This window comes from Methylobacterium bullatum (genome assembly GCF_014845095.1).
Lineage (GTDB): Bacteria > Pseudomonadota > Alphaproteobacteria > Rhizobiales > Beijerinckiaceae > Methylobacterium > Methylobacterium bullatum.
Genome location: NZ_NKUG01000010.1, coordinates 1 through 12,787, shown reverse-complemented (window position 1 = coordinate 12,787; position 12,787 = coordinate 1). Strand labels below are relative to the sequence as shown.

The 12,787-nt window shown below is 66.7% G+C and carries 17 protein-coding genes; 6 read left to right on the top strand and 11 right to left on the bottom strand.

Annotation, left to right across the window (positions count from 1 at the left end; all coding sequences use genetic code 11):
• Positions 1 to 3: 3 nt before the first annotated feature.
• The 4 genes from MBTS_RS00950 to hemB form a co-directional block, all read right to left on the bottom strand.
• Positions 4 to 501: an RDD family protein gene (locus MBTS_RS00950; protein WP_048437773.1), complete on the bottom strand. Its 498-nt coding sequence runs from the start codon at positions 499 to 501 to the stop codon at positions 4 to 6.
• A gap of 102 nt (positions 502 to 603) precedes the next feature.
• Positions 604 to 1,662: a methyl-accepting chemotaxis protein gene (locus MBTS_RS00945; RefSeq protein WP_280136347.1), complete on the bottom strand. Its 1,059-nt coding sequence runs from the start codon at positions 1,660 to 1,662 to the stop codon at positions 604 to 606.
• Between the two features lie 173 nt (positions 1,663 to 1,835).
• Positions 1,836 to 2,210, bottom strand: coding sequence for a hypothetical protein (locus MBTS_RS00940; RefSeq protein WP_192214909.1), 375 nt, complete (start codon positions 2,208 to 2,210; stop codon positions 1,836 to 1,838).
• Position 2,211: 1 nt separating this feature from the next.
• Positions 2,212 to 3,267, bottom strand: a complete 1,056-nt coding sequence (gene hemB, locus MBTS_RS00935) for a porphobilinogen synthase (protein ID WP_056150087.1) — start codon at positions 3,265 to 3,267, stop codon at positions 2,212 to 2,214.
• A 235-nt stretch (positions 3,268 to 3,502) separates the two neighbouring features.
• Here hemB and MBTS_RS00930 point away from each other — a divergent pair, with 235 nt between their 5' ends.
• The 3 genes from MBTS_RS00930 (at position 3,503) to ldtR (ending at position 5,738) form a co-directional block, all read left to right on the top strand.
• Positions 3,503 to 4,597, top strand: coding sequence for an enoyl-CoA hydratase/isomerase family protein (locus MBTS_RS00930; protein ID WP_192214908.1), 1,095 nt, complete (start codon positions 3,503 to 3,505; stop codon positions 4,595 to 4,597).
• Positions 4,594 to 5,061, top strand: a complete 468-nt coding sequence (locus MBTS_RS00925; protein ID WP_056150082.1) for a DUF6163 family protein — start codon at positions 4,594 to 4,596, stop codon at positions 5,059 to 5,061. Before MBTS_RS00930 ends, MBTS_RS00925 begins: the two co-directional genes overlap by 4 nt.
• Before the next feature lie 164 nt (positions 5,062 to 5,225).
• Complete coding sequence (gene ldtR, locus MBTS_RS00920) at positions 5,226 to 5,738, top strand: transcriptional regulator LdtR (protein ID WP_018042165.1); 513 nt, start codon at positions 5,226 to 5,228, stop codon at positions 5,736 to 5,738.
• Positions 5,739 to 6,062: 324 nt separating this feature from the next.
• Here ldtR and MBTS_RS00915 read toward each other — a convergent pair whose 3' ends face one another.
• The 6 genes from MBTS_RS00915 to pqqA (MBTS_RS00890) all read right to left on the bottom strand — a co-directional run bounded on the left by MBTS_RS00915 (position 6,063) and on the right by pqqA (MBTS_RS00890) (position 7,967).
• Positions 6,063 to 6,287 carry a hypothetical protein gene (locus MBTS_RS00915; protein ID WP_018042166.1) on the bottom strand — a complete coding sequence of 75 codons (225 nt, stop codon included), beginning with the start codon at positions 6,285 to 6,287 and terminating at the stop codon, positions 6,063 to 6,065.
• A gap of 37 nt (positions 6,288 to 6,324) precedes the next feature.
• Positions 6,325 to 6,675, bottom strand: a complete 351-nt coding sequence (locus MBTS_RS00910) for a 4-fold beta flower protein (protein WP_056150079.1) — start codon at positions 6,673 to 6,675, stop codon at positions 6,325 to 6,327.
• Between the two features lie 7 nt (positions 6,676 to 6,682).
• Positions 6,683 to 7,033 (bottom strand): hypothetical protein, encoded by a 351-nt coding sequence (locus MBTS_RS00905; RefSeq protein WP_238254130.1) that lies wholly within the window; start codon positions 7,031 to 7,033, stop codon positions 6,683 to 6,685.
• 221 nt (positions 7,034 to 7,254) lie between these two features.
• Positions 7,255 to 7,518 carry a hypothetical protein gene (locus MBTS_RS00900; protein WP_026175651.1) on the bottom strand — a complete coding sequence of 88 codons (264 nt, stop codon included), beginning with the start codon at positions 7,516 to 7,518 and terminating at the stop codon, positions 7,255 to 7,257.
• A gap of 206 nt (positions 7,519 to 7,724) precedes the next feature.
• The gene (pqqA, locus tag MBTS_RS00895; protein ID WP_018042171.1) at positions 7,725 to 7,814 is read right to left on the bottom strand and encodes a pyrroloquinoline quinone precursor peptide PqqA; all 90 of its coding nucleotides are present in this window, start codon (positions 7,812 to 7,814) and stop codon (positions 7,725 to 7,727) included.
• Positions 7,815 to 7,877: 63 nt separating this feature from the next.
• Positions 7,878 to 7,967, bottom strand: coding sequence for a pyrroloquinoline quinone precursor peptide PqqA (gene pqqA / locus MBTS_RS00890; RefSeq protein ID WP_081612606.1), 90 nt, complete (start codon positions 7,965 to 7,967; stop codon positions 7,878 to 7,880).
• A 528-nt stretch (positions 7,968 to 8,495) separates the two neighbouring features.
• On the opposite strand from pqqA (MBTS_RS00890), the gene mgtE reads away from it, so the two are divergent.
• Complete coding sequence (mgtE, locus tag MBTS_RS00885; protein WP_018042172.1) at positions 8,496 to 9,866, top strand: magnesium transporter; 1,371 nt, start codon at positions 8,496 to 8,498, stop codon at positions 9,864 to 9,866.
• Between the two features lie 48 nt (positions 9,867 to 9,914).
• On the opposite strand, the gene MBTS_RS00880 is transcribed toward mgtE, so the two are convergent.
• Positions 9,915 to 10,385, bottom strand: a complete 471-nt coding sequence (locus MBTS_RS00880; RefSeq protein WP_192214907.1) for a YidB family protein — start codon at positions 10,383 to 10,385, stop codon at positions 9,915 to 9,917.
• 286 nt (positions 10,386 to 10,671) lie between these two features.
• Between MBTS_RS00880 and treZ the strand changes: the two genes are divergently transcribed.
• On the top strand, positions 10,672 to 12,477 hold the full coding sequence (gene treZ, locus MBTS_RS00875; RefSeq protein WP_192214906.1) for a malto-oligosyltrehalose trehalohydrolase: 1,806 nt from the start codon (positions 10,672 to 10,674) through the stop codon (positions 12,475 to 12,477).
• The coding region (locus MBTS_RS00870; protein ID WP_192214905.1) for a hypothetical protein at positions 12,474 to 12,787 on the top strand (314 nt) is incomplete at its 3' end. The genes treZ and MBTS_RS00870, both read left to right, overlap by 4 nt.

The following is a 12,787-nucleotide window of genomic DNA, read 5'->3' as shown; positions in this document are numbered from 1 at the left end:
GGCTCAGACCCGCACCACCGCCAGACCGACGAGCACGTCGTGGCCCAGGCGCCGGTCCGACCTCATGAGCCCGAACAGGATATCGACGAACCACAGCAGGAACGTCGAGATGGCGACGTAGAACAGCAGGGCGTGGATGGCGGCGGTGAGGAAATCCACCCGCAGGCCGCTGGCCGGAGTCACCACGCGCAAACCCATCATCCGCATGCCCCAGGTGCTCTGGGCGGCGCCGCCCACCGTCACCGCGCTGTAGAGGATGCCGCTGGCGGGAAGGATCGCAAACAGGGTCCAGCCGAGGCCGAAGGTCAGCACTCCGAGCACCGTGATCGCCAGGGTGAGGAGCGCGGTGAAGCCCAGGATGAAGAGGATGTCGAGGAGATAGGCGACGAAGCGCGCCCCGAGGCTCGCCCTGACGAAGGGGACCGGGAGGGCGTTCGGGAACCCGGTCCCGTAGCGCTCGGCATAGCCGGCGGGGTCGTAGCCTGGGGGCGTATTGAGCATGGCCGATAGCCTTCGAGAGGGGAGACGATTCTCCCTCATGAAGAAGACATGGGAGGACCCATGCCTTCGCTCAAGGTCGCACGGGCTTTGTCGGGTTCGAGGTCAGGCGGATTGCTCGATCACGCCGCGCCATCCCAGTCCGCGATACGTCTCGTAGCCCGGGGTCTCGTGGAAGGCGACGAGGCGCCCCGCTGCATCGATGTAGCTTCCCTGGCTCCGTCCGTCCGTGCGGAGGGGATAGCGCTCGGTGAGGAGGCCATTGCCCTTGGAACAGGCGATGACGCGGTTCTCGGCATCGAGCAGCATGACACGGCTATGGGCCCGCTCCGCCGGCGCGAGGCGGACGCCCTCGACGATGGTGCGTGCCTGCGGTTCCCAATCGAAATGGATCGCGAGAAAGCCGATGGGCTTGCCGTTCGCCTCGCCGCCTTCCCGCACCGAGGCGACATAGGTGGCGCTCTGTGCGCCGTTGAGCGCGGCGACCCGTGCCACGTTGGCCACCGCGAACTCATCGCCGGAGGCCAGCGGCTTGGCGCGGGCGAACCACGGCTCCTGGCTCACATCCTGGCCGACGACATTGAACCGGTCGGGCCGGCCATTGGCGATGACTTTGCCGTCGAGGCTGCACAGCCAGAGATCGAGATAGACCGTGTAGGCGGAGAGGATGACTCCGAGCCGGTGGGAGGCGTGGTTTCTGACCGCTTCGGTCGGAGAGACCGCGCATGCGACCACCGCGGCATCGGTCGCCCACCACCTCACGTCGCAGGTCCGCTCGTAGAGATTGCGGTCGATGATCTCCACGGCGTTGAGGGCGAGATCGATGCAGCGCGCGGAACGGCTCTCGCTGGCCAAGTGCTCCACGGCTTGGGTCAGGCTGTCGACGCCGTCGCCGAGAGCGCTGCCGAGGCCCGAGACCAGACCCTCGATTTCGCCCGCGACGCTGCGAACCTCATTGGCGACGACGGAGAAGCCGGCGCCGCGCTCGCCCGCATGCGCCGCTTCGATGAGGGCGTTCAGGGCCAGCAGATTCATGCGCCGTGTGATGGACTTGATCGAGCCGACGCTACGATGGGTGAGAGACTTCAGCTGCTGGGTCGATGTCTCGACGAGCATCGAGAGACTGTCGGCCGGGTGATCTATCTCGTTCAGTTTTGTCGACATCGCATCCTCAAAATGGACCGCCCAAGCTCAGCGCTTGGTATTTCGTATATGTATTCAAGACTGAGATTGGCCGGCAGGCGACTGCGAACGTTTCGAGGTCTGCCGGTCAGAGACAATCCTGCCGCCTCCCCAAGCAAACCGAAGCAATAAGAATGCCAGGGCCGCGCGAATGCCTAGCGCGCCGGCGCGGGGTCGTTTGCTTCGGAATCTAATGTTTCGAGATAGTATTTCTTAAGCATGAAAAGCGCCCCGCCCGACACCGCCTTGTGGTCCATGCGGATGCCGATGAGACCCGCGCCGCCGTCGAACAGGCAGTCGATGCGGTGCTGGCGTTGGCCCAAAGCGTAATCGACGCGCACGCTGTCGGGCGCCGATCCACGGCCGACATGGAGCAGACGGGGCGAGAGGTCGGCTGCCACCAGCGCGGGAAGCGTCCGCCGGCAGGTGGTGATCCGCAGCCGGTCGACGGAGCTGTCGCAGGCCGTCAGGAATGCGACGACCGCGATCGGCAGGAGCGCGCCGGCGGGCCAAGCCGCCCGCGGGCGCATCTCAGATGCCGTCGCGCAGGCGTTCGGCCACGCGGGGCGCGTAATAGGTCAGGATGCCGTCGGCGCCGGCGCGCTTGAAGGCGAGGAGGCTCTCCGTCATGGCGCGAGTGCCGTCGAGCCAGCCGTTGAGGGCGGCGGCCTCGATCATCGCGTACTCGCCCGAGACCTGATAGGCGAAGGTCGGAACGCCGAATTCGTCCTTCACCCGGCGGATGATGTCGAGATAGGGCAGGCCCGGTTTGACCATCACGGAATCCGCGCCCTCCTCGAGATCGAGGGCGACTTCCCGGAGGGCTTCGTCCGAATTGCCCGGATCCATCTGGTAGGTGCGCTTGTCGCCCACCAGGGCGGCCGAGGTGCCGATGGCGTCGCGGAACGGGCCGTAGAAGGCGCTGGCGTACTTCGCCGCGTAGGCCATGATCTGGACGTCGCGAAAACCGGCCTTGTCGAGGCCGGTGCGGATCGCGCCGACGCGGCCGTCCATCATGTCGGAGGGGGCGATGATGTCCGTGCCCGCCTCGGCCTGGATCAGGCTCTGCTCCACGAGGAGCGCCACCGTCTCGTCGTTGAGGATGGCCCCGTCCTCGATCAGGCCGTCATGGCCGTGGCTGGTATAGGGATCGAGGGCGACGTCGGTCATCACGCCGATTTCCGGCACCGCCTTCTTCACGGCACGCACGGCGCGGCAGACGAGGTTGTTGGAATTGAGGGCTTCCGATCCGGTCGGGTCGCGCAGGGACGCTTCGGTATAGGGAAAGAAGGAGATGGCCGGGATGCCGAGCCGCGCCGCGCGTTCCGCCTCGCGGACGATCTCGTCCACGCTGAGGCGCTCCACGCCGGGCATCGAGGCGATGGGCTCGCGCCGTCCGGTCCCCTCGATGACGAAGAGCGGCCAGATAAGGTCATCCACCGTCAGGGTATTTTCGCGCACGAGGCGGCGCGACCACTCCGCCTTGCGGTTGCGCCGGGGGCGCTGGGTGATGCTCAGCGACGCGGCGGAACTCGCCTTGGCGCTCTCGATGGCGAGGGGACGCGGGGTCGGGGTCGCTTCGGTCATGGTCTCTACGTCTCGAAGGCCCGTCGCGGGCGCGTCGGGGCCGGCCTAACACATCCCCAAAACTCTTCGAAACCCGGGCCGATCGCCGCCCCCCGATTGACGGGTCACGACAGAGTTCGTCTAAGCGACACGGTGAACGCGGCGTTTCCTCAACCCCGCACCGCGCGACGCGCGGAATCCCGCGAGCCCCCGAGGGTGAGGCAGCCGCCGACCGGAGGCCAATCGGAGACGATGGATGACAGGCGCAGACGAACCGGAGATCCTGTTCGAGCGGCGCGGGCACGCCGGCCTGATCACCCTGAACCGGCCTAAAGCCTTGAACGCGCTCACGGTCTCCATGACGACGGCGATGTATCGCGCCCTGTCGGAATGGGAGCGCGACGACACGATCACCCGCGTAGTCGTCCGCGGCCGGGGCGGGAGGGCGTTCTGCGCCGGCGGTGACATCCGCCAGATCCACGACCTCGCCCGCCGGGGGCTGGACGACGAGGTGAGGCGGTTCTGGCTCGCGGAGTACCACCTCAACGCCTATGTGCAGCGCTATACGAAACCCTACATCGCCCTGATCGAGGGGATCGTCATGGGCGGCGGGGTGGGTTTGTCCCTGCACGGGAGCCACCGGGTGTCCTCGGAGCGCTACACCCTGGCGATGCCGGAAGTGGGAATTGGGTTTTTTCCCGATGTGGGAATGACCCATTCGCTTCCGCGCCTGGCCGGTCGCGCAGGGGTCTATCTGGCCCTGACCGGCGCCCGGATCGGTGCCGGCGATGCCCGCGCTCTGGGGCTCGCCACCCACCATGCGGCGGCGGAGAATTTCGACGCCATCACGGACGAGCTGGCCGGCGGTGGCGCCATCGAACGGGCTTTCGACCGCCACGCGACGGCCTTTCCCGAGGTCGGTCCGATCACGGCGCATGGCGCCACGATCGAGGCTTGTTTCTCCGCCGACAGCGTCGCCGGGATCCTCGCGAGACTCGACGCGGACGGGTCGCCCTTCGCCACCGAGACCGCCGCGCTGATGCGCACGCGCTCTCCCCACTCCCTGTGCATCGCACACGAGCAGATGAGGCGGGGCATCGGCATGGACTTCGCCGAGGCGATGCAGGCGGAGTATCGCCTCGCCATGCGGGCCATGCATTGGCACGACTTCCACGAAGGGGTCCGCGCCGTGCTGGTGGACAAGGACAACCGCCCGGACTGGCGGCCCGCCGCCCTGGCCGACGTGGACCCGGCCGGGATCGCCGAGGCCTTCACCGACCTGCCGGACGGCGACGCGCCGAGATTCGATGGATCGGCGACATTCGATGGATCGGAAAGGATGCCGTCATGAGGGGACTGACCAAGGTCGGCGCAACGCGGGACGGGCGCGGGCGCGCCAACGACGTGGCCGGTGACCGCATCGAGCGGTCGCCGCGTGCGCCGCAGACGGGGTGGGACGTGGTCCTGGTCTGGTTCATGCGCGTCACGGCCGTGTTGTGGCTGGCGAAAGGCGTCTCGACCTGGGCGACGATCCTCGACATCTTTCCGGGGGCGCGCCCGTTCGAAGCCGAATCGCTCGGCCGCCAGACGGTCATCGTCTACTTCGCCGTGATCGACTTCATGGCGGCGATCGGGATGTGGCTCACCAGCGCCTGGGGCGGTGTGGTCTGGTTGCTGGCCGCCACGAGTGCCGTCACCCTGGCGATCCTCACGCCGCATCTGCTGCCGATGTCGATCCCGGTCCTCGGAAGCCTGGGTGCTATTGTTGTGATCTATTTCGCTTTGTCTTGGGCTGCGGCGCGCGAGGTCAGGTAAACAACACCTTACTGGATTACTTTCATTTTGCATTTACCGACAGAGGTAAATTGCAAATTCATCGTATCGCTTAAACCGTCTTTCACCCGTGACTCGTAGATTGGCTTCATAAGCGGTGCCGAACACAACGGCGCCCGACCCAAGAACCCTGACGAGGCACCCCGATGAAGTCCCAGTCCGCCAAGGTGATCGAGAGCAACACCTCCGCCGAGACCAGCCCGGCGCACGGTTCCTACCTCGAAGCGCTGCACCTCGTGGAGCGTCTTCACCGCCGCCTGCTCGACGTGATCAAGGACGAGTTCGAGCGTCGCGGCCGCGAGGACGTCAACAGCGTCCAGGCGCTGCTGCTCTACAACATCGGCGACAAGGAACTGACGGCCAGCGAGCTGCGGACGAAGGGCTATTATCTCGGCTCCAACGTCTCCTACAACGTCAAGAAGCTCGTGGAGGCCGGCTACCTCCACCACGCCCGGTCGAAGACCGACCGCCGCTCGGTGCGCATCAGCCTCACCGACAAGGGCCGCACGATCCACGACATCATCCAGGGCCTCTACGACAAGCACGCCCGCACCATCCAGCCGATCGGCGGCATCTCCGACGACGATTTCGGGCGCCTCAACGTCGCCCTCGGCCGCCTCGAGCGCTTCTGGACCGACCAGATCCGCTACCGGCTCTAAGTACCTGTTCGAGCGGTTCGTCCAAGGTTTCACCTCATCCTGAGATGCCGCGGAGCGGCCTCGAAGGAGGCTTCCAGGGATCGCGCGACGACTGGAGGGCTCCCTCGAGGCCTCCGCTACGCTCCGGCACCTCAGGATGAGGTGGTTGGTTTGGACGATCGACTTTGGCAGCTGTTCGGCGCTGGCGCGAGCATCCGCTGAGAAATCTCATCGAGCGGGTTTTGAGAACCGCTCCGAGACGAGCGCGCACCGCCAACCCGCTCGTCATCGACGTCCCGGAACGTCCCGGATCCGTCTCGGGCCATTCCTCGTATCGACCCAGCCCTATGAGGGCTGCTCCTCGCCGACATGTTCTTCCTCCTCCGTGAGAGGGGGCTTTTCGTCGGCATCGTCTCCGACCAGCTCATCGAGTTCGTCGATGAGGTCGTTCACCTGATCTTCCGTGGCGAGGATGCGGAAGATCTCGCCGTCCACGGTTTCGATGGTCAGGCGATAGCCTCCGTCCGTCTCGTCGGTGAGGACGCGAGCCAGCTTCTTCGTCGGTGTCATGCGGTTTCCCTCTCGTGCGAACGGGTTCGGTTAGGGATCAGATCAGGTCGGAAAAGACGCGATCGGACCAGGCCGTGGAGGCGGCGGGGCGGGGCGGGGCTTGCCCCGGTTCGGCGCGCGCGGGCTTCGTGCGCCTCGGGCCGGGCGTCGTCTTCGCCTGCCGCGCGGGCTTGTGAGGGCCGCCCACGGCGTCGTGTTCGAAGAGGAGGCAGGCTCCGTGCTCGTCCGAGATCCAGCCTCGGTCCGCCCAGCCGATGAAGCGGCCGTCATAGGCGTAGACCTTGTCGTCATGGATGAAGGCCGCGGCTCGGCCGTTCCAGAGGTAGAGGGAGTGCCCGTCGTGGCAGTACGCCGCCTCGCCGCCCTGTCTGTCGAAGAACTCGATCATGGACGATTCAAGCCCCGATCTGGCTGTTGTGCAGCGTGCGGAGCTCGACATAGCTCATGGTCTCGCTGCTCCAGGTCGGTCCGTCGGAATCGTGCAGGCGCTTTGCGAGCGGCTTGTGCTTGTCGCCCTGATAGAACCCCATGATGACGGTCTGGCCGTCGGTATCCTCGGCCTCGATCCGGTAGGCCGGCTGGGTGCCCGATCCGAGCCGGCTCAGGCGAACGCGCAGGGTCGGATTGCGGGTCTGGTCGGGGACCATGTTGAGATAGACGCCCTTCAGATATTCGAGGCGGTCCGCTTTCCGTCCGGCGAGATCCGCGATCGAGACGTTCTCGGCGAGCATGTCGGGCTTGTTCATGAAGGATCTGCTTTCTGGTGGATGTGATGGGGCGCGGGCCACTCGCATAGACAGGGCGCATCGACCTGCGATGTTCCATGCGGCGACCGGAGCGGTGTCGGGTATGGGCCGGGCCATCGTCGGCGTGTTCGCCCTCTGAGGCCGGCGAGAGGGGGACGACACCACCGCCATCCACCACATCGCTTGCTGCGTGGGGCGGCGGAGGGCCGATCCGGATCGTGTCAGTGCAAGGTCGGCGGCGGTTCGAGGAACGCGCGCATGCCGTCACCGTCCTCGATGGCCTCCATGAAGGCGTCGAGGGCGTCTTCGTCGGAGGCGAAGGTCGTATCCCAGACGGTGGACCAGCCGGTCTGATCGATGACTTCGAGCGTCCACGGATCCTGCGTGCCGGCGAAGCGATAGACGTTCACCGTCACCGTGATGCCGTTCTGGGTCGCCCGTCCGGTCAGGTCCGAGAATTCCATAGTTGGCATCTCTTGGGTCATGGGGTGTTTCTCTCGAATGACGAGTTCACCGCAGGGACCCGAACGTGTCCCTATCTCATGAGCCGAAGTGCCAGTTCTAGCAGAGTTCTTGCCGGAACGGTTCCGAAAACTTTGAAACGGCCGGGCATCGAGCCCAGGCGAGCACGAAAAAGGCGGCATCCCTGCTGGAACGCCGCCCTTTCATACCGCTCTTAAAAGCGATCGACTTAGTTGAAGGTGTCGATCTCAGCCGACTCGTAGCTGGTGACTTCCATGCCGACGCACACTTCCTGAACGATGGGGGCAGACCACGTCATGACGTTTCTCCTGGCTGGTGATGATGGGGCTTGGTGACACGGGCCCGTGAGGGCGCCGATCCCTCAGTTGAAGGGATCGATTTCCGCCGACTCGTAGCTGGTGACTTCCATGCCGACGCAAACTTCTTGAACAACGGGGGCAGACCAACTCATGGCGAAACTCCTTCGTGTCCGACGCCCTCAAGATAGGCGATACATTGGGCGCAATACAAGCGGGCGCGAGACTTATATTTTTCATATGATGGCTCGTCGTGGCCGGATTTTCCCCGATAAGCGGACGATCTTCCTCCCATAGAGAAATATGTTGCAGGATTGTGCTCCGTCGGCGCGCGATCCCGGTCGCGTCGCTGCCCGTTCCGAAGGCGGAAGCGGCGGCTCCCACGGCCGTCCCGCGCGTCCCGCCGGCAGGTCCGAAAGACAGGAGGAAATTCATCTTGACGCGCCCCGTGGCGGAGCGCATGGGGGCGCCGCCGACGGCTTCCCCTCGGCGATCCGCATGTGCGGATCGCAGGTGGACGCCTTGGAGCCCGAATTCCCCATCCATGCCCAGCGACAGTCCCGTCGATCCAGCCCGCCCGGCCGCTATCGTTCTGACCGCCTGAGGCCCTGACGGGTTCACGCGCGGCTCACCGCGATCCGGCCGAACACGGCCCGATCGCACTCCTCCCCCGAGGTGAGCCCATGAACCAGATCGCCCCCTTCCCGACCAAGATCGATCCCTCCGTGCTGGCCGCCCGGTTGTCGGACGAACGCGCGCCCGACATCGTCGAGGCGCTGAACGAGGAGGCGCCCGAGGTCGCCGCCGCGATTCTGCTGGGGCTGCCCCACGACCGGGCGGTGGAGGTGCTCGACCAGCCCGAGCTCGACCTCGCCGCCGACATCATCGAGATGCTGCCGCGCGACCGGGTGGCGTCCTACCTGTCGGGCATGTCGGCGGACCGGGTGACGGACGTGTTCCGCGAGATCGAGGAGCCGGGCCGCTCCGATCTGAGGGCGCGGCTCGATGCGGAGACGCGCGGCACGATCGACCGGCTCAGCGCCTATGGCGAGGAGAGCGTGGGCTCGCTGATGACCACGGAATTCGTCACGGTGCCGGGCAACTGGACGGTGCAGCAGACCCTCGACCATGTCCGCACCGTCGAGAAGACCCGCGAGACGATCTACGCGATCTTCGTCCTCGACCCGCGCACCCAGGCGCTGACGAAGGCCGTGCCCCTGCGCCGGCTGATCTCCGGCAATCCCGACGACAACGTCCTCAGCGTCGCCGCCGGCCGGCGGCCGCTCGCCGTCTCGCCCACCGCCAGCCGCGAGGAGGCGGCGCGGCTGATCTCGAAATACGATCTGCTGGCCCTGCCGGTGGTGGATGCGGTGGGCCACCTCATCGGCATCGTCACGGTGGACGACATGATCGACGCCATGGTGGAGAAGCAGACGCAGGACGTGCAGCGCTTCGGCGGCATGGAGGCCCTGCCCGAGCCCTATATGGATATCGGCTTCGGCACGATGATCCGGAAGCGCGCCGGCTGGCTCTGCGCCCTGTTCCTCGGCGAGATGATGACCGCCACGGCGATGCAGGGGTTCGAGGGGCAGCTGGAGAAGGCCATCGTCCTCACCCTGTTCATCCCGCTCATCATGAGTTCGGGTGGCAATTCGGGCAGTCAGGCGACCTCGCTCCTCATCCGCGCGCTCGCGCTCCACGAGGTCCGCCTGCGCGACTGGTGGCGCGTGGCCCTGCGCGAGGTGCCCACCGGGTTGCTGCTGGGCGCGATCCTGGGGACGATCGGCATCGTCCGCATCGTGGTCTGGCAGAAGGCGGGGCTCTACGATTACGGCGAGCACTGGATGCTGGTGGCGGCGACGGTGGGGGCCGCCCTGGTCGGCATCGTCACCTTCGGCTCGCTGACGGGATCGATGCTGCCCTTCGTGCTCCAGCGCCTCGGCTTCGATCCGGCGACGGCCTCGGCGCCCTTCGTGGCCACCCTCGTCGATGTGACCGGCCTCGTCATCTACTTCTCGGTGGCGATGCTGATCCTGCGCGGCACGCTGCTCTGACCCTTATCGATCCTCCCGGGCGGAGTGAGCCCGGGAGGAGACGACGGCTTACGCCGGCACGCGGCCGTCGGGCGTGTAGCGGTCGATGGCCTGCGGCAATTCCCGCGACAGGCGGGACAGCAATTCCTCGCGGGTCAGTCCCGTCTGCTGCGCGAGGGTCGCCAGGATCTCCGGGCCGATCGCCTTTTCGAGGTTCTGCGGCGCGATCTCTTGGTTCGGACCCTGGTTGACCCAGGAGGACGCCGTCTCGCCGTGGCCGTTCTGGGTGAAACGCTCCACGAGCTCGCTCAAGCCCCCGCCGAGGAGGCCGCCGGCCCCGGCACCCCCGAGGGCGCCTCCCAGCTGGCCGAGGATGCCGCCGAGACCGCCCTGGTTGTCGGTCGCGGCTCCCGGCGTTCCCGGAGCCGCCGTCTTGTTCGTAGCACCGCCCAGGAATTCGGCGATCTTGTCCCTGTTCTGGTAGCCCGCCACGGCGAGCAGACCCAGCAAGGCGGTCATGGACGGATATCCGCGGCTCATGCGCTGTCTCCCTTGAGGTTCGCCGCCGGCTCATCGGCGAGGCGACGCTCACTCAACGTGCCTATGACGCGGCGGGATGCATCGGGCCGCCGGAATGCCCACGATCGAGGCGCCATGGCGCGCCGCACACAAAACTTGTCCGCCCGGCGGTTGTCGACCGTGACCCGCGCATTACGTCGCAAGCGAAGCCGTATGGCGAGGGAACCAGACCCTCGCGGACGGCCTTCTCCCCCGTGGCCGGTGCGACCCGGCCGCGAGGTTTTCCAATGAGCGAGATGGCGGTCTGATGCGGCGCACACACGACATGAACTTCGGTGCCGCGATCGCGGCGGACGGCGTGCGCTTCGCCCTCTGGGCACCCACGGCCAAGGACGTGGCCCTCGTGGTCGACGGGGCCGAGCATCCCATCCCAGAGGCCGGCGAAGGCTGGCGCCGCACCACCGTGCCGGATGTTCGCCCCGGCGCCCGCTACGGTTTTCGCATCGACGGCGACCTCGTCGTGCCGGATCCCGCCTCGCGCTTCCAGCCCGACGACGTGTCGGGCCTCAGCGAGGTCATCGACCCGAAGGCATTCGACTGGAGCGACGGCGAATGGACGGGTCGCCCGTGGGAAGAGGCCGTCCTCTACGAGCTGCATGTGGGCACCGCCACGCCGGAGGGGACCTATGCCGCCCTGGAGGCCAAGCTCGAAGACCTGACCCATCTCGGGGTCACCGCCATCGAGCTCCTGCCGCTCGCCGACTTCAAGGGCACCCGCAACTGGGGCTATGACGGCGTGCTGCCCTACGCGCCCGATGCCGCCTATGGACGCCCGGACGAGCTCAAGCATCTGATCGACACAGCCCATTCGCTCGGGCTGATGGTGTTCCTCGACGCGGTCTACAACCATTTCGGCCCGGCCGGGAATTACCTCCACGCCTATGCCAAGACCTTCTTCACCGAGCGTCACCAGACGCCCTGGGGCGCCGGCATCAACTTCGACGGCGAGACCAGCGGCAAGGTCGTGCGCGACTATTTCATCGAGAACGCGCTCTACTGGCTCGAGGAATACCATTTCGACGGCCTCCGCTTCGACGCGGTCCACGCCATCCTGGACGATTCGCCCAAGCACTTCATCGGCGAGCTCGCGGAGACGATCCGCACGCGCCTGCCCGGACGGCACATCCACCTCGTCCTCGAGAACGAGGCCAACCAGGCCCGCTGGCTCGAGCGCGACGATCAGGCCCAGCCGCTCCAGCACACGGCGCAATGGGCCGACGATCTCCACCATTGCTGGCACGTGCTGCTGACCGGCGAGGACGCGGGCTATTACGTCAGCTTCGCCGACAAGCCGGTGGATCATCTCGCCCGCTGCCTCGCGGAAGGCTTCGCCTATCAGGGCGAGCCGTTCCCGAGCCTCGACAACCACCCGCGCGGCGAGCCCTCCGCCCATCTGCCGCCCTCGGCCTTCGTCACCTTCCTCCAGAACCACGATCAGGTCGGAAACCGTGCCCTCGGTGAGCGCCTGAGCGCGCTCAGCGACCCGGACAAGCTCAGCCTTGCGCGAGCCGGCCTGCTCCTTGCTCCGCAGATCCCGATGCTGTGGATGGGCGAGGAATGGTCGGCCACTGCGCCGTTCCTGTTCTTCGTCGATTTCGCGCCGGACGAGGAGTTGAACAAAGCGGTGCGCGAGGGGCGCCGGCGTGAATTCAAGAGCTTCGCGGCTTTCGCCGACGACACCTCGGTCATCCCCGATCCGACCGCCGAGCAGACCTTCGTCGATTCGAAGCTCGACTGGGCGGAGCCGGAGCGGCAGCCCCATCGCGGTGTCTGGGCCGACACCCGCAACCTGCTCCAGATCCGGCACCAATCCGTCGTGCCCCTGACGAAGACCCGCTATCTCGGGGCCGACGTGACCCGGCCGTCCCCGGATTCCCTCGACGTGACATGGCGCTATGCGGGCGGCACCCTGCGCTTCGTCGCCAATTTCGGCGAGGATCCCCTCGCCGTCGATTCCCATGGAGGTCAGGTGATCTGGTCGAACGGTCATACGGGCAGCGAGATCGAGCTTCCCACCTGGACGGGTATCGTGCTGACGGGAGCCGCCCGATGAGCCGCGACCTCGAACGGCTGGCCGATCTCCTCGGCATCGCATCCGGCTATACCGACGCGTTCGGCCAGCCCGTGGCGACCGACATCGAGACCCGGCGCGGCATGGTCGCCGCCCTGGGTTTCCCGGCGGGCAACGACGACGAGATCGCCAGCAGCCTCGCGGAGGTGGAATCCGTGCGGCTCGGGCTCGTCCCGTCGCTGATTCCCGTGGAGGCGCGGCGCGCCTCGACGATCCCCGTTCAGGCCGTGGACGCGCATGGCGCCGTGTCGTGGCGCCTCGTCGACGAGCGCGGCCTCGCGCGGGAGGGGAG